Here is a 16077-nt window from a genome sequence, read left to right as displayed (position 1 = left end):
CAAGCTGCTGCGCCACCGGCGGCGAGCTGTGGAACATGTACGGCCCGACCGAGACCACCATCTGGTCCACGGTCTGGCGCGTCACCGACACGCAGCGCGCGATCTCCATCGGGCGCCCGATCGCCAACACCCAGGTCTATGTGCTGGAGCCTTCGGGCCTGCCGGCGCCGGTGGGCGTGGGCGGCGAGCTGTGCATCGGTGGCGACGGCCTGGCGCGCGGCTACCGCAACCGCGACGACCTGACGGCCGAGAAGTTCGTGACACTGGACCTGCCCGGCGTGGGACCGACGCGGGTCTACCGCACCGGCGACGTGGTGCGCTTCCTGGCCGACGGCCGCATGGAGTTCGTCGGCCGGCGCGACCACCAGGTCAAGGTGCGCGGCTTTCGCATCGAGCTGGGCGAGATCGAAACCGTGCTCGCGAAACACGAGGGCATCAAGGACTGCGTGGTGCACGTGCGCGAGGACACGCCCGGCGATCAGCGCCTGGTGGCCTATGTCGTGAGCCAGCCCGGCGCCACTTTCGAGACCGAGGCCGCGCGCGCCACGTTGCGCGTGCAGCTGCCCGAGTACATGGTGCCCAACCTCTTCATGGTGCTGGAGGCGCTGCCGCTCACGCCCAACGGCAAGGTGGACCGCAAGGCCCTGCCGGCGCCGGCGCTGGTGATGGACGAGGCGGCCGACGTCGCCGACGAGGCCCTCATGACGCCGGTGCAGCGCCAGGTCGCCGCGCTCTGGCGCGAGGTGCTGAACACCCAGCGCGTGGGCCTGCACGCCAACTTCTTCGACCTCGGCGGCCACTCGCTGCTGCTGGTCCGGCTGCAGTCGGCGATGCAGCGCGAGTTCGGGAAAGAGTTCCCGCTGGTGGAGCTGTTCCAGCGCACCACCGTGGCCGCCCAGGCCGAACGCATGTCAACACCGGTGGGCGCCAGTGGGGCGCTGGAGCGCGCCCGCGCGCGCGCCGCCAAACAGATTCAGGGGTAAGGGGATGGGTCCCAGCGAGAAATTTCCCGAGCACGCCATGGCCATCGTCGGCATGGCGGGGCGCTTCCCGGGCGCGCGCGATCTGGACGCGTTCTGGCGGAACATCCGCGAGGGCGTCGAGTCGCTCGAACCGTTCAGCGACGCCGACCTGCACGGCGCCGGCGTGGACCCGGCCCTGAGCGCGCAGCCTCAGTACGTGCGCAAGGGCACGGTGCTGGAGAACGCCGACCACTTCGATGCCGGCTTCTTCGGCATGTCGCCGCGCGAGGCGCAGGTGATCGACCCGCAGCAGCGCATCTTCCTGGAGTGCGCCTGGGAGGCGCTGGAGCACGCGGGTTACGCGCCCGGCGCGATCGCGCAGGCCGTCGGCGTCTACGCCGGCGCCAGCATGAACACCTACCTGCTGTCGCAGATCCTGCGCGACCCGGCGCTGGCCGCCTCGGTCGGCGGTTACCAGCTCATGCTGGGCAACGACAAGGACTTTCTCTGCACGCGCGTGTCCTACAAGCTGGATCTGCACGGACCCAGCATGACGCTGCAGACCGCCTGCTCGACCTCGCTGGTGGCGGTGCAGGTGGCCTGCCGCGCGCTGGAGCGGCACGAGTGCGACATCGCGCTGGCCGGTGGCGTGTCGGTGAACTTCCCGCAGCGCGGGGGCTACCTGTTCCAGGAGGGCATGATCCTCTCGCCCGACGGCCACTGCCGGCCGTTCGACGTGGACGCCAAGGGCACGCGGCCCGGCGCCGGTGCCGGCATCGTGGTGCTCAAGCGCCTGGCCGATGCGCTGGCCGATGGCGACACCATCCATGCCGTGATCCGCGGCGCGGCCATCAACAACGACGGCGCCGGCAAGGCCGGCTACACCGCGCCCAGCGTGGACGGCCAGGTGGAGGCCATCGCCACGGCGCAGATGCTGGCCGGCGTGGAGCCGCGCAGCATCGGCTACCTGGAGGCGCACGGCACCGCCACGCCGCTGGGCGACCCGATCGAGATCGCGGCGCTGCGCCAGGTGTTCGAGGCCGGAACCGCCGACCAGGGCTTCTGCCGCCTGGGCTCGCTCAAGGCCAACCTGGGCCACCTCGACGCCGCCGCCGGCGTGGCCGGCCTCATCAAGACCGTGCTGGCGTTGCAGCACCGCGAGCTGCCGCCGCTGGTGAACTTCCGCCAGGCCAACCCGCAGCTCGGCCTGGACCGCTCGCCGTTCACCGCCAGCGCCCAGGCCGCGCCCTGGCCAGCGGGGGATGCGCCGCGCCGCGCGGGCGTGAGTTCCTTCGGCATCGGTGGCACCAACGCCCACGTGGTGCTGGAGGAAGCGCCCGAGCTGGAGCGCGCAGAAACCAAAGGCCAACCGCAATTGCTGGTGCTGTCCGCGCGCAGCGAGGCCGCGCTCGAAGCCGCCACGCAGCGCCTGCGCGAGCACCTCGCCGGGCCCGGCGCGGCGCAGGACCTGCGCGACGTGGCCTGGACGCTGCAGGAAGGCCGGCGTGCCTTCCCGCACCGCCGCACCCTGGTGGCCGCGACCGCCGCCGACGCGGTGGCCGCGCTCGGTGCGCCCAAGCGCGCCCCGGTGCACACGGCCCGCCACGAAGGCGGCGAGCGCCCGGTGGCCTTCCTGTTCAGCGGGCAGGGCAGCCAGTTCGCCGGCATGGGCGCCGACCTGTACGCGCAACACGCCGTGTACCGCGATGCGATCGACCGCTGCGCCGAGCTGCTGCGCGAGCCCCTGGGCCGCGACCTGCGCGAAGTGCTGTTCGCCCCCGCGGGCGACCTCACCATCAACGAAACCCGCTACGCCCAGCCGGCGCTGTTCGTCACCGAGTACGCGCTGGCGACGTTGTGGCAGTCGTGGGGCGTGCGCCCGGCCGCGATGCTGGGCCACAGCATCGGCGAGTACGTGGCGGCCCACCTGGCCGGCGTGATGTCGCTGGCCGATGCGCTCACCCTGGTGGCCGCGCGCGGCCAGCTGATGCAGGGCATGGCGCCCGGCGGCATGGCGGCGGTGCAGCTCAGCGCTTCCGAGCTGCAGAAGTGGCTGGCCACGCCGGCCGGCACGCTGGAGATCGCGGCGGTGAACGCGCCTGGCCTGTGCGCCATCTCCGGCCCGCACGAAGTGCTCGACGCCTGCCTCAAACAACTGAAGGAGCAGGGCATCGACGCCCAGCCGCTGCACACCTCGCACGCGTTCCATTCCTCGATGATGGAAGGCGTGCTCGCGCCGTTCACCGCGCTGGTCGAGAAGATGGCCCTGGCCGCGCCCGGCGTGCCCTACGTGTCCAACGTCACCGGCCTGTGGATCACACCGGCCCAGGCCACCTCGCCCGCGTACTACGCCGAGCACCTGCGCCGCGCCGTGCTGTTCGAGGCCGGCGTGCGCACGCTGGCGGCCGATGCCTCGCTGCACCTGCTCGAGGTCGGCCCCGGCCGCTCGCTGGCGCACCTTGGCGGGCATGACGCTGGGCGTGGAAGGCGTGCGCCGCACCAGCCTGTCCATGGGCAATGCACGCGACGCCCGCCAGGGCTCGCAGGCGGTGCTCGACGCCGCCGGCCGCCTCTGGCTCGCGGGCGTGTCGCTCGACTGGGCCGGCCTGCACGGCCCGGTGCGGCCGCACCGCGTGCCGCTGCCCACCTACCCGTTCGAACGCAAGCGCCACGCGGTGGACCCGGCGGCGCCCAAGGCCGCGCCCCCCAAGGCGGCGGCCCCGGTGGCGGAGGCCGCCGTGCAGCGGCCCGTCGACGACTGGTTCTGGGAACCTTCCTGGCAACGCGCGGGCGCCTTGCCGACCGCTCTGTCGCCGTCCACCGAGGCCCAGGGCCGCTGGCTGGTGTTCCGGGGCGACGATGCCGCGTCACAGGCCCTGGCGAGCGCGCTGGCCGGGCAGGGCGCCGAGGTGGTCTCGGTGACCACCGGTGACGTGTTCCGGCAGGTCTCCGCCACGCACTACGAGGTGGCGCCCAGTTCTCAGGCCGACCACGATCAACTGTTCGGCGCCCTGGGCGAGGCACCGCTGGCCTGCGTGCTGCACGCCTGGAACGTGGCGCCCGATGCGCCGCTGATGGCCGGCGCCCTGGACGCCGCACTGCCGCAAGGCCGCCGCCAGGCCTTCGACGCGCTGATCTGCCTGGCGCGCGCGCTGGGTGGCGTGAAGCGCGCCCAGCCGCTGCCGGTGCTGGTGCTCAGCAGCGACCGCGAGCCGGTGCTGGGCACCGAGTCCGTTCGGCCCGAGCGCGCGCTGCTGCTCGGCCCGGCCTTGCTCCTGCCGCTGGACGTGCCCGGCGTGCACTGCCGCGCGATCGATCTGGCGGGCAGCGAATGGACGCCTGAGGCCGCGCCCCGGCTGGCCGCCTCGCTGCGCGCCGAAGCGGCCCGGCCCGATCCGGACGGCGTGGTGGCCTACCGTGGGCGCCACCGCTGGACGCCCACGCTCACGCCGCAGCGCCTGGGCGCCGACGCGGGCGCGGGCGCGCTGCCGCTGCGTGAGGGTGGCACCTACCTCGTTACCGGCGGTGCCGGTGGCATCGGCCTCACGCTGGGCCAATGGCTGGCCCGCACCGCGCGCGCGGCCCGGCTGGTGCTGGTGTCGCGCTCGGCCTGGCCCGACCGCGCGCAGTGGGACACGCTGCTGGCGGCGAAAGACACGCCCGCGCCGCAGAAGGAGCGCATCGCCGGCATCCGCGCGATGGAAGCCGCGGGCGCCGAGGTGCTGCTGTGCTCGGCCGACGTGGCCGACGAAGCGCAGATGCAGGCCGTGGTCGCCATGGCGCGCGCGCGTTTCGGCGCGGTGCACGGCGTGGTGCATGCCGCGGGCGCGCTGGGCACCGGCACGGTGTTCGAGAAAACGGCGCAAAGCATCGAGGCCGTGCTGCGGCCCAAGCTCGAAGGCACGCTGGTGCTGGACCGCGTGCTCGCTGGCGCCGGGCTCGATTTCTTCATGATGTGCTCGTCCATCAGCACCTCCTTCGGCTCGGCCGGCATGGCCGACTACTCGGCCGCCAACGCCTTCCAGGACGCGTTCGCCAAGTCCGGCCTCGCGCGCTCGAGCGAGCGTGTGCTCGCGGTGGGCTGGGATTCGTGGCGCGACGTCGGCTTCTCGGCCGCGCAGGGGGGCGACAGCTCGCACGCCGCGCTGCGCTACGCCATCCGCCCGCAGGAGGGCGCTGAAGCTTTCGGGCGCGTGCTCGCCAGCGGCCTGCCGCATGTGTACGTCACCCGCCAGGTCATGCCCGACATGCTGCGCGACGTGGAGGCCTTGAAGGCCTGGTTGCGCACCTCGGGCGAGGCCACGCAGAGCCCGCCCGCCTCGGCCGAGCCGGGCGCCGCCGCCCCAGTGGACCTGCAGGCGCTGGCCCCGAGCGAGATCGAGGCGCGCATCGGCGCCATCTGGGCCGACCTGCTGGGTGTGGACGACATCGGGCTCGACGACGACTTCTTCGCGCTGGGCGGGCATTCGCTGATGCGCACCCGCATCATCGCGCGCATCGAAGAGCAATTCGGCGCGCGCCTGTCGCTGCGCGACCTGTTCGAAGGCCCCAGCATCCGCCAACTGGCGGCGAAAGTGGTGGCGCAGGGCGCATCGGGCGCCAGGAGCACAGGCCAGCCCGAGAGCGGCGCTGGGGATGAGGACCGGGAGGAGATCGAGTTTTGAACGCGCACGAGTTGCTGGCACAGCTGCAAGGCCTGGGCGTCGAATTGACGGCGGACGAAGGCCGCCTGCGCGTGAGCGCGGCCCGAGGCCGCCTGGACGAGGACCTCAAACACGCCATCGGTGAACACAAGACCGAGTTGCTCGCGCTGCTGGCGCAGCGCCGCGCCCCCGGCGCCGGGCCGGCGGCCGGCGTGGCGCACGACGGGCCGTTGCCCCTGTCGCCGTTCCAGGAGCGGCTGTGGATCCTGCAGCAGCTCGAACCCGACAGCACCACCTACCTGATCGCCGACCACCTGGCTCGCGCCCCTGGGCGTGAGCGGTGAAGCCCTGGTGGCCGCGATCGAGCGCGTGCACGCGCGCCAGCTCGGCCTGCGCATGGTGTTCGTCGAGGAACAGGGCAAGCCCACGGGCCGCCGCGTGCAGGTGCCCAAGGTGCGCATGCACGACCTGCGGCACCTGACCCCGACCGAACAGAAATGGCAGGTGGACGCCGATGTAGAGCGCGTGGTGCACACGCCGATCGACCTGGCGCACGAGACGCCTGCGCGTTTCGAGGTCTACGCCACCGCCGGCGACAGCTGGGTGGTGATGGTCGCGGCGCACCACATCGCGGTCGATGCCTGGTCGCTGCACGTGCTGCGCCGCGAGATCGCGGCCGAGCTGGCGGCGCCGCGTGGCGACGAAGCCGCCGCGCCCGCGCTGCAGTACGCCGACTACGCCGCCTGGCAGCGCCACGCGGTCGACACCTCCGCCGGGCTGGACTGGTGGGAACGCACGCTGCAAGGCGCGCCCCAGCTCTCGGCCTTTCCCGCCGACCTGCCGCTGTCCGACGCGCCGCCCAAGGGCGCCTCGGTGGACTTCGAGCTGGACGCGGAGCTGCTCTCGGGCCTGCGCCAGCTGGTGCGGCGCGAGAACGCCACGGTCTACATGGCGCTGCTGGCGGCCACCGCCGCGCTGCTGCGCGCGCACACGGCGCAGGGCGACCTGCTGCTGGGCAGCCCCATGGGCGTGCGCGAGCGCGCCGAGTTCGAAAACCTGATCGGCCCCTTCGTGAACCTGCAGGTGGTGCGCCTGCAGGCCGGCGACGACCCGGCTTTCAGCGAACTGCTGCGCCGCGCGCGCAGCGCCTTGCTGGACGCGCACGAGCACCGCGAGGTGTCTTTCGAAAGCGTGCTGGAGCGGCTGCGCCCGGTGCGCTCGTTCCAGCACTCGCCGCTGTTCCAGGTGGCGGTGGTGCAGCACAACGTCAACGCCCAGAGCCAGGGCTCGACCAGCGAGAGCGGCCTGGCCATCACCGGCGGTGGTGCGCTGCACGAGCTGACCTGGTTCGCGCGCGAGGAGGGCGGCCGGCTGGTCTGCAGCCTGGAGTACCGCAGCGACCTTTACTCGAGCGGCATGATGGAGCGCCTCGCTTCGCAGCTGCAGGCCCTGCTGCGCGGCGCGGTGGCGAACCACGAGGCACCGATCAGCCAGTTGCCCCTGCTCACGCCGGCCGCGCGCGAACAGCTCGTGCACGGCTTCAACGAGACCACGCAGGCGCTGGACACCACGCTCTTCGCCCAGCGCCTGGAGCGGCAGGCCGCCGAATTGCCCACGCGCACCGCGGCGGGCTTCGAGGGCCAGACCCTGGACTACGCCACGCTGAACCGCCGCGCCAACCAGCTCGCGCACCACCTGCAGGGCCTGGGCGTGCGGCCCGGCGTGCGCGTGGGCATCTGCATGGACCGCTCGCTGGACCTGCTGATCGCGCTGCTGGCGGTGCACAAGTCCGGTGGGGCCTATGTGCCGCTGGACCCCGACTTTCCCGCCGAGCGCCTGGCCTACATGCTGGAAGACAGCGGCGCGCAGGTGCTGGTCACGGCGGGCGAGGCGGCCGACGCCGTGAGCGCACCCGAAGGCGTGCGCTGCGTGGACCCGCTGGCCGACGCGGCCGCGATCGCCGCGCACAGTGGCGAGAACCCGGCGCCCTCGGCCGGCGCCGGCGACGCGGCCTATGTGATCTACACCTCCGGCTCCACCGGCCGCCCCAAGGGCGTGGTGGTGCCGCAGGGCGCGCTGGCCAACTTCCTGGCGTCGATGGCGCTGCAGCCCGGCCTGGGCGCCGACGACGTGCTCGCGGCCGTGACCACGGTGTCGTTCGACATCGCCGGTCTGGAGCTGTACCTGCCCCTGACCGTGGGCGCGCGGGTCGAGCTCGCCTCGCGCGACACCGTCACCGACGGCGCGGCGCTGGCCGACTGGCTCGCCGCGTGCGGGGCCACGGTGCTGCAGGCCACGCCGGCCACCTGGCGCCTGCTGCTCGAAACCGACTGGACCCCGGCGCGCCCCTTGCGCGCCTTCTGCGGCGGTGAACCGCTGCCGCGCGACCTGGCCGACCGCCTGCTGGAGCGCGTGGCCCAGCTGTGGAACCTCTACGGCCCGACCGAGACCACCATCTGGTCCACCGTGCAGCGCGTGGAGCCTTCGCCGGCGCCCATCCGCATCGGCCGGCCCATTGCGAACACGCAGGTCTACGTGGTCGATGCGCGCGGCGAGCCCGTGCCGATCGGCGTGCCCGGTGAGCTGTGCATCGGCGGTGCCGGCGCTGCCGACGGGTTACCACGAGCGCGCGGAGCTCACGGCCGAGCGCTTCGTGGCCGACCGCTTCGCCCGCGAGCCGGGTGCGCGCCTGTACCGCACCGGCGACCTCGCGCGCTGGGACGCGCAAGGCCATCTGCACCACCTGGGCCGGCTCGACCACCAGGTGAAGGTGCGTGGCTACCGCATCGAACTGGGCGAGATCGAGACCGCGCTGTCCGCCCACCCGGCCGTGCGCCAGGCGGTGGTGATGGGCCGCGAGGCCGGCCCGGCCGATGTGAGGCTGGTGGCCTACCTGGCGTTCCAGCCGGGCGAAGACCTGACCGCCAGCGATGTGCGCCGCTTCCTGCGCAAGCAGCTGCCGGATTACATGATCCCGTCGGTGGTGGCGGCGGTGGACGCGATCCCGCTCACGCCCAACGGCAAGGTCGACCGCGCCGCGCTGCCCGACCCGTTCCGCCACGCGGTGCAGGCCGCGCGCGATTTCGTCGCACCCGAGCCGGGCCACGAGCAGGCCATGGCCGAGATCTGGCGCGCCATCCTGCACGTCGATCGCGTGGGCGCCGAGGACAACTTCTTCGAACTCGGCGGCCATTCCCTGCTGTCGCTGCGCGTGGCGCAGGCGGTGGAAAAGCGGTTGGGGTGGCGCATGGATGCGCGTACATTGTTCTTCCAGAACCTGCGTCAGGTGGTGCGCCACCGCGGCCGCCGAAAAGGGAAGCCTCCAGGAATGACGCCACTGTTTTTTGGTGAGAGCTCGCGCCGCCTGTTCGGCGTCTACACGCCGGCGCACGCGCGCGGCGGGAAGGCGCGCGGGGTCGTGATCTGCCCGCCCTGGGGCACGGAGTACCTGCGCGCGCACCGCAGCGTCTGCCAGCTCGGCCGGCTGCTGGCCGAGTCCGGCGTGCACGTGCTGCGTTTCGACTATTACGGCACCGGCGATTCCGCCGGGGACACGAACGAGGGCGACCTGAAAGGCTGGCAGGCCGACGTGGAAACCGCCATCGACGAACTCAAGGACACCGCCGGCCTGCAGCGCGTGGGCCTGGTGGGCCTGCGCCTGGGTGGCCTGCTCGCGGCCCGCGTGGCGCCGGTGCGGCGCAAGGACGTGGATGCCGTGGTGCTGTGGGATCCGGTGGTGCAGGGGGCCGATCACCTGGCCGGCCTGCAGCGCCTGGACGCGGCCGTGGCCCGCGAGCGCGCCTTGAAGGTGAACGCCGGGGAGCTGCTGGGCTTTCCCATGTCCGTGGCCCTGGCCACCGAGCTTCAGGCCATCGACCTGCTGCAGCACGCGCCCGGCCTGCCGGCGCGCACGCTCATGGTGGTGTCGGAAAACGTGCTCGGGCAGGACGCCGTGCGCACCGCGCTCGAAACGGCGCGGCCCGGCGCGCAGCCCTTCGAGCACATCCAGAGCCAGCCCGCCTGGCTGGAGGACCAGCATTCCGGCGCGGGCGCCGTGCCCGTCAAGCTGCTGCAGCGCGTCGTGGAGTGGCTGGCCTGATGGAACGCGTCGTCGAACAGGCCTTGCTGCTGGGCCCCCGCAAATCCATGGTCGGGGTGATCACGCCCGCGTCCACGCGCTCGGCCGTGCCCGACGCGCCTTTTGTCGTGATCCTCAACGCCGGCATCATCCACCGCGTCGGCCCCAACCGCATGCACGTGCTGCTGGCCCGCGCGCTGGCGGCCGCGGGTTTCGGTGTGCTGCGGGTCGACCTCTCCGGCCTGGGCGACAGCGAGGCGCGCAGCGATGCGCTGCCGCCGCTGGACGCCACCATGGCCGATATCCGCGAGATCCTGGACATGCTGCAGGCCACGCGCCAGGTGCAGCGCGTGGTGCTGGTGGGCCTGTGCTCGGGCGCCGACCATTCCATCATCTACGCCGGCACCGACGAGCGCGTGGTGGGCGTGGCGCTGATGGACCCGTCCATTCCGCGCACCCTGGGCTACTACGTGCACCACTACGGCCACCGCATCCTGGGCCTGCGCGCCTGGCTGAACCTGATGCTGGGCCGCCACCCGATCTGGCGCGCGCTGCGGCGCCGCCTGAGCCGCAAGGCGCCCGGCGGGTCGCCGGCCGAAGAGGTGGAGGCCCGGGGGCCGTCGCTGGAAGATCCGAAGGTCAAGGCCTTCCTGCAGAATGCCTACGGCCGCGCGCTCGGCAGCGGTGTGCAGATGCTGGCCGTGCTCACCTCGGACCGGCAGCGCCAGCACAACTACCGCCGCCAGTTGCTGGACGCCTTCCCCCTGTTGACCTTCGGCGACCAGCTGTGGCTGGAGTACTTCAAGGAATGCGACCACACCTTCGCGTCGTCGGCCAACCGCGCCCGCCTGATCGGCCTGGTGGAGACGTGGATGAAGGCGACCAACTTCCGCTCGCCGCCCAAGGGCTGAGCGAACGGTTCAGCGGTTCGAAGGCAGCACGCGGCTTGTCAGCCAGTCGTCGGTCATGGCCAGGAAGGCCTGCTGCGCGGTGCGTGTCGTGATCAGGTGGTCCGACACTTCCAGGTAGTTGAAGCCCACCTTCTCGTGGAACGGGAACTGGCCGAACATGCCCTTGAACTGGCCGGCGTGGTTGAACCACTCGGGCTCGCCGCCGCAGTAGACGAACAGCAGCTCCACGCCACCGTCGCTCAGGGTCTGGATGCGCTGGCCGAAGACCTCTTTCGGTGGCGCCAGGGACACTTCCACCGCGCGCCCGCTGCCGTTGCCGCCATCGCCGTCGGTGGATCTGGCGCGGAACAGGCCGAGCAGCCGGTCGGCCGCCTTGCGCACCGCGCCCGCCAGGCCCGCGCGGCGCAGTTTGTAGAAGAAGGTCCGGGTGCGTGAGGCGGCCGTCGGGTAGGCGTAGAGGTCCCACAGCAGGATGGCGCGCAGGCGCGGGTCTTCCAGCGCCACCAGGTGCGCCACCTCGGCGCCCGAACAGAACCCCACCATCATGAAACGCGCGCAGCCAAAGCGCGCCTGGGCCGCGTCCATCACCGAGCGCGTGTCGGCCACCCACTGTTCGACCACCGGCAGGGTGCTGGCGGTGCGGCGGCTGTCGCCCAGGCCGCTCATGTCGAAACGCACCGAAGGAATGCCCTGGGCCGCGAGGCGGCGCGCGAGGTGCACGTTCATGCGGTGCGGCCCGCTGCGCGGGATCACGCCGGAGTTGGTCAACAGGGCCACGACGGGCGGCGCGCCGTTGAAGCCCGTGTCGGCGGGGGTGAAGGTGGCGACGAGGTGGTTTTCGATCCCCAGCGTCAGGGTGTGTTCGGCCATCGGTCAGTCGAGGGTGGAGAGAACGGCGCGCAGCAGGTCCGGAGGGACGATCGCCGTGCCCATCGCCTGACTGGACATCCAGTCGGTGATCTGCCCGATATTGTGCAGGCGGAATTCGGGGTGGTTCTCCAGGTCGGCGAAATGCCCGCGCTGTTCATCGGGCACGGCGCAGAGCACGCGCACACCGCGCCGCAGCGCGGGCGCCACCTGCACGTCGCGCAGGTTCTGCAGTTCGTCGGCGAGGGACTGGCCGACGTGAAAGCCCAGCAGGTCGCCCGGCAGGCCGGGGGCGACCCCCTTGTCGCTGGCGAGCAGCCGGTCCCAGGGCACGCGGAACATGCGCACCAGTTCGCGCTGGTGGCCTTCCATGAGCTGGCGCATGTAGGTGGGGCCGTCGAGCACCGGTTCCCACAGCACGAGCTGCGTGGGCGGCTTGCGCGCGCGCAGGGCCGCGCGCAGCGCGAGGGTGGCGCCCAGGCCCATGCCGAACCAGATCACGGGCGCGCCATCGCCGTCCTGCAGCTGCTCGTGGGCGGCCAGGGTGTCGTCCAGCCAGCCGCTGAGCGACTGGTCTTCCTCGTTGCCGGGGGAGTCGCCGGTGCCGTGGTAGTCGAAGCGCAGGGATTCACAGCGCTCGCGCGCGAGCCGTTCGCCCACGACACGGTAGATGGCCGCGGTGCGCACGGCCTCTTGGCCGAGCGGGCGGCACAGCAGGAAGCGCGCGCGCGGTGCGCCACCGCTGCTGGCGGTCTGGTACACGCCCACCATCTCCCGCCCGGGGCGGCCGAAACGTCTGATCGCAAGGTCCATGGAATCGAATCGGTGGTGTGCCGGGTCAGGCCCGTTGAACGAGGCGCGCGAGCCGTTTCATGAGGCCCGGCGCGGGTTCGGCCGCGTCGGCGTTGGCGGCCGCGGAGGCCGGCGGCGTGTCGGCACCGGTGGCGTCGTAGGCCACAGCGAGCTGGGCCAGCGTTTCGCTCACGTAGCGGCGCGGGCTGATCTGCTTGCCGATCTGCTGCTCCAGCTTGAGCACGGCCTGCATGGCGGTGAGCGAGGTGCCGCCCAGGTCGAAGAAGTTGTCGTTGCGGCCGATGTGGCTCATGCCCAGCAGCTCGCTCCAGACCGCGTGGATGGCCTGCTCGGTGGCCGTGCCGGCGAAGCGGTCGCCGGTCTGGCTCGCCTGCGCCTTGAGCGCGCGCGATTGCGCCAGCTGCAGCCGGCCCGAGGGGTGGCGCACGATCTGCTCGAACCAGCGCAGGTCGAGCGCCGCGCGGGCCTCGGTGGGCACGGCGTCGAGCAGCGCGCGGGCGTGGGATTCGCGCTGCGCGGCGGACAGGCCGCTGGCCTGCAGGCCGATCACCAGCCGGCGGCGCCCGTTCGAGTCCACCGCGGCCTGCGCGGCGGCCACGTCGACGCCCGGCAGCGCCAGCGCCGCCTGCTCCAGCGCCTCGAGGTCCACCAGGCCACCGCCGAGCAGCACCGTGGGTTCGTTCGCATCGCTCACGTGTTGCAGCACGCCGTCGCTGCGCCAGCGCGCGCTGGTGTGGCTGGCTGTCCAGGCGCCCGCCGCGCCGGCCTTCACCCAGACGGGGGCGGCCACGCCGATCGGGGCCGTGCCCTCGGGCCGCGGCGCGACGCGCACGGTGTGCGGCACCAGGGGTCGGCCCACCAGGCCGGCCTCGGCCGCGTCGGCCACCCAGTGGGCGGCCAGCGGCAGGGGCAGTGAATCGGTCTGCAGCACGTTGAGCACGGAAAGGCCCGCGTCCAGCAGCTGCGCCACGAGTTCGGGGGAGTTGTCGCGCGCGTCCACGGCGGCGATGACCGAGAGCGAGGCGCCACGGCGGGCCTGCAGGGCGTCGGCCCAGGTGTTGGCGTCCGCGAAGACGAGGCCGGTGCGCTCGCGCTGGAGGTCGGCCACCAGGGTGGCGCCGTCGGGCGCCTGGTCCCACAGCACCAGCCGGCCGCCGGTGTGCAGCGCCAGGCCCAGCAGGGTCAGCGCGGTGCCGGTGGCGTGGGCGCTGGCGCGCAGGCAGTCGCCCACCAGCAGGTGGGCCTGGCGGGCGAGGCCGGCGCTGATCTGGGCGACCAGCGCGGCGTCGAAGGCTTGCGGCTGGACCGCCGCCTTGCGCGCCGTGGCGGCGGGCTGGCTTTGCAGCCAGGGTGCGTCGCCGAAAGCCACCGCGTCGGCGGGCGGCGTGTCGCCGGGTGTCAGGGGCAGGCAGTGGTGGCCCAGGCGCAGCACGGCCAGGGCGGTGACCAGTTGGGCCACCGGCTCCTGCATCGCGATGGCCACGGTGAGCGGGTGGCCCGCCGCGGGCAGGCGGGTCTTGAGCTGGGCCGCGTTGTCGTTCACGCGGCGGACCAGCTCGCGGGCGTCGAGTTCGGTGCCGCCGATGCGCAGCAGCGCGGGTGGGGTGAGGGCGCTGGCGCGCTGCTCCAGCAGATCGAACAGGCTTTGCGCGGGCGCCACGGCCGGCGCGTCCAGCGCCAGCACGCGGGCCTGTTCGGCGGGCGTGGGCGCCATCAGCTGCGCCACGGTCTGGTTCGGCGTGCGGGCCACCGCGTCGAGCAGGGCCACGAAGCGCTCGTGCAGGGACTTCGCGGTGGAAGGCAGGTAGAGGTGGGTGTCGTACTGGATGCCACCTTCGATGCCGGAGGGGATCTCGACCAGCCAGAGGTTGAGGTCTTCGGTGGCGCCCTTGTGGCGCACGTGCACGCGCTCGTGCTCGAGCGGGCCCCAGTGGGTGGGCCGGTTGCGCGCGTCCTGGAACGAGAACATGCACTGGTACAGGCGCGCGTGCACGCCGGGCTGTTCGGCTTCGAGCACGTGGGCCATGCGCTCGAAGGGCACGTCCTGGTGGGCGAAGGCCTCGACGACGGCGGCGCGCACGCGACCGATCCAGTCGAGCCAGCTCAGCGAGGTGTCCACCGGCAGGCGCACTGGCAGCATGTTGTTGAAGAAACCCATGATGGGGTCGAGCTCGGGCGTGGGGCGGCCGCGCACCGGCAGGCCGATGGTCGGCGCGGGCTCGCGCAGCAGCTGCGAGACCATGGCGGCGTAGACCGAGAGCGCCACGATGCTCAGCGTGGAGCCGGTGCGCTTGGCGATGTCGCGCACGCGGTCGGCCTGCTCGGCGGCGATGTGCATGGACTCGGTGGCGCCTTCGCGCAGCATGCCGGGCAGGCGGGCCAGGTCGGTCAGCGGCTCCTGCACCGGTTTGCCGAGGAACTGCTTTTTCCAGTAGGTCAGCTGGTCCTGCAGTTCGTCGCTGTCCAGCCAGCGCGCGTGCCAGTCGGCGAAGTCGCCGTAGGTCAGGGCCAGGGGCGGCAGCGGCGAGGGCCGGCCTTCCGAGAAGGCCTGGTAGAGCGCGTTCATCTCGTCGTACAGCAGGTCGAACGACCAGCCGTCCCAGATCACGTGGTGCGTCATGAAGAACAGCACGTGGTGGTCGTCGGCGAGGCGGAACAGGCGGGCCTTGAACAGGGGCGCGTGCTCGAGCGAGAAGGCCTGGTCGGACAGGGCGGCCAGCCGCTCCTGCAGCACGGCTTCCTGTTCGCTCGGCGGGTAGCTGCCCAGGTCTTCCAGCGGCAGCAGGCTGAACGCGGGCAGCTCGACGTTCTTCTGCACCGGGCCCTGAGCGGTGGACACGACGGCGCTGTGCAGCGCCGGCTGGCGCTTCACGATGTCCTGGAAGGCGCGGTCGAAGGCCTGCAGGTCCATCGGGCCGCGCAGGCGGTGGCCCGAGGGCGCGTTGTAGACGGTGCGGCCGGGCTGCATGGCCTCGATGAAGCGGATGCGCTCCTGCATCAGGGTCAGCGGCGCCTGGCGCTGGTCAGCGCGGTGCACCAGCGGTTCGCGGGTGGGCGCCGTGGCGCCGCGTTGTTCGTCGATCAGGCGCGCCAGCTTTTCGGCGGTGGTCGATTCGAACAGCACCCGCAGGTTGAGCTGCAGGCCGAAGGCCTTGTTGATCTGGCCCATGAGCTTGGCGGCCAGCAGCGAGTGGCCGCCGAGGAAGAAGAAGTCTTCGTCCACGCCGACGGCGGGCAGCTTGAGCACGGCCTGCATGGCCTCGACCACCGCTTTTTCGGTGTCGTTGCGCGCGGGCTTGACCGCGCCCGCGCTGGCCGACGGTGCCGGGCCGGTGGGCGCGGGCAGGGCCTTGCGGTCGATCTTGCCGTTGGGCAGGAGCGGCATGGCATCCAGCAGCACGATCTGCTGGGGCAGCATGTAGTCGGGCAGACCGGCGCGCAGCGCCTCGCGCAGGGCGGCGGCGTCGGGTTGCTGGCCGGCGTGCGGCACGGCGTAGCCGATCAGGCGCACGTCGCCCGGGCTGTCCTCGCGGGCCATCACCACGGTGCGGGCGATGCCGGGCAGGGCGGCGAGGCGGGCCTCGATCTCGCCCAGCTCGATGCGGTAGCCGCGGATCTTGACCTGGAAGTCCAGCCGGCCCAGGTGCTCCAGCGTGCCGTCTTCGCGCCAGCGCGCGAGGTCGCCGGTGCGGTAGATGCGCGCGCCGGGCGTGGTGGTGTCGAACGGGTCGGCCACGAACTTCTCGGCGGTGAGTTCGGGGCGCTTGAAGTAGCCGGTGCGCAGCGCCGGCGCCGCCGATGCA

At 72.6% G+C, this 16077-nt stretch carries 9 protein-coding genes and 2 pseudogenes; 8 read left to right on the top strand and 3 right to left on the bottom strand.

Going from position 1 to position 16077, the window contains the following annotated elements:
• Positions 1-35 precede the first annotated feature (35 nt).
• The 8 genes and pseudogenes from ACFJGX_RS18385 (at position 36) to ACFJGX_RS18350 (ending at position 10594) form a co-directional block, all read left to right on the top strand.
• Complete coding sequence (locus ACFJGX_RS18385; protein ID WP_382328737.1) at positions 36-983, top strand: AMP-binding protein; 948 nt, start codon at positions 36-38, stop codon at positions 981-983.
• A gap of 37 nt (positions 984-1020) precedes the next feature.
• Positions 1021-3894 carry a type I polyketide synthase gene (locus ACFJGX_RS18380; protein WP_382324611.1) on the top strand — a complete coding sequence of 958 codons (2874 nt, stop codon included), beginning with the start codon at positions 1021-1023 and terminating at the stop codon, positions 3892-3894.
• Positions 3806-5626, top strand: coding sequence for an SDR family NAD(P)-dependent oxidoreductase (locus ACFJGX_RS18375; protein WP_382328736.1), 1821 nt, complete (start codon positions 3806-3808; stop codon positions 5624-5626). Before ACFJGX_RS18380 ends, ACFJGX_RS18375 begins: the two co-directional genes overlap by 89 nt.
• Positions 5623-5949 (top strand): hypothetical protein, encoded by a 327-nt coding sequence (locus ACFJGX_RS18370; protein WP_382326738.1) that lies wholly within the window; start codon positions 5623-5625, stop codon positions 5947-5949. Before ACFJGX_RS18375 ends, ACFJGX_RS18370 begins: the two co-directional genes overlap by 4 nt.
• A 52-nt stretch (positions 5950-6001) precedes the next feature.
• Positions 6002-8161, top strand: a pseudogene (locus ACFJGX_RS18365) (AMP-binding protein); the annotation flags it as partial.
• A pseudogene (locus ACFJGX_RS18360) lies at positions 8148-8843 on the top strand (phosphopantetheine-binding protein); the annotation flags it as partial. The pseudogenes ACFJGX_RS18365 and ACFJGX_RS18360, both read left to right, overlap by 14 nt.
• A 90-nt stretch (positions 8844-8933) precedes the next feature.
• A complete protein-coding gene (locus ACFJGX_RS18355) occupies positions 8934-9704 on the top strand; it encodes an alpha/beta fold hydrolase (protein ID WP_382158208.1) in 771 nt (256 codons plus the stop codon).
• Positions 9704-10594 (top strand): alpha/beta fold hydrolase, encoded by an 891-nt coding sequence (locus ACFJGX_RS18350; protein WP_382324613.1) that lies wholly within the window; start codon positions 9704-9706, stop codon positions 10592-10594. Before ACFJGX_RS18355 ends, ACFJGX_RS18350 begins: the two co-directional genes overlap by 1 nt.
• A gap of 9 nt (positions 10595-10603) precedes the next feature.
• Here the strand turns inward: ACFJGX_RS18350 and ACFJGX_RS18345 are convergent, their stop codons facing one another.
• The 3 genes from ACFJGX_RS18345 to ACFJGX_RS18335 are packed head-to-tail and all read right to left on the bottom strand — an operon-like array spanning position 10604 to position 16010.
• A complete protein-coding gene (locus ACFJGX_RS18345) occupies positions 10604-11464 on the bottom strand; it encodes a serine aminopeptidase domain-containing protein (protein WP_382324615.1) in 861 nt (286 codons plus the stop codon).
• Positions 11465-11467: 3 nt separating this feature from the next.
• Positions 11468-12274, bottom strand: a complete 807-nt coding sequence (locus ACFJGX_RS18340; protein WP_382324617.1) for an alpha/beta fold hydrolase — start codon at positions 12272-12274, stop codon at positions 11468-11470.
• Positions 12275-12299: 25 nt separating this feature from the next.
• The gene (locus ACFJGX_RS18335; RefSeq protein ID WP_382326736.1) at positions 12300-16010 is read right to left on the bottom strand and encodes a condensation domain-containing protein; all 3711 of its coding nucleotides are present in this window, start codon (positions 16008-16010) and stop codon (positions 12300-12302) included.
• Positions 16011-16077: the final 67 nt, after the last annotated feature.

The organism is Hydrogenophaga sp. UC242_50, from assembly GCF_042697355.1.
In the GTDB taxonomy this organism is placed as follows: Bacteria; Pseudomonadota; Gammaproteobacteria; order Burkholderiales; family Burkholderiaceae_C; genus Hydrogenophaga.
The sequence above is the reverse complement of the archived record's forward strand: the minus strand, read 5'-3'. Positions and strand labels throughout refer to the sequence as shown.

Coding starts and splice junctions, on each gene's coding strand:
- ACFJGX_RS18345 (WP_382324615.1), bottom strand. CDS start 11,464: ATGGCCGAACACACCCTGACGCTGGGGATCGAAAACCACCTCGTCGCC.
- ACFJGX_RS18355 (WP_382158208.1), top strand. CDS start 8,934: ATGACGCCACTGTTTTTTGGTGAGAGCTCGCGCCGCCTGTTCGGCGTC.
- ACFJGX_RS18350 (WP_382324613.1), top strand. CDS start 9,704: ATGGAACGCGTCGTCGAACAGGCCTTGCTGCTGGGCCCCCGCAAATCC.
- ACFJGX_RS18385 (WP_382328737.1), top strand. CDS start 36: ATGTACGGCCCGACCGAGACCACCATCTGGTCCACGGTCTGGCGCGTC.
- ACFJGX_RS18380 (WP_382324611.1), top strand. CDS start 1,021: ATGGCCATCGTCGGCATGGCGGGGCGCTTCCCGGGCGCGCGCGATCTG.
- ACFJGX_RS18340 (WP_382324617.1), bottom strand. CDS start 12,274: ATGGACCTTGCGATCAGACGTTTCGGCCGCCCCGGGCGGGAGATGGTG.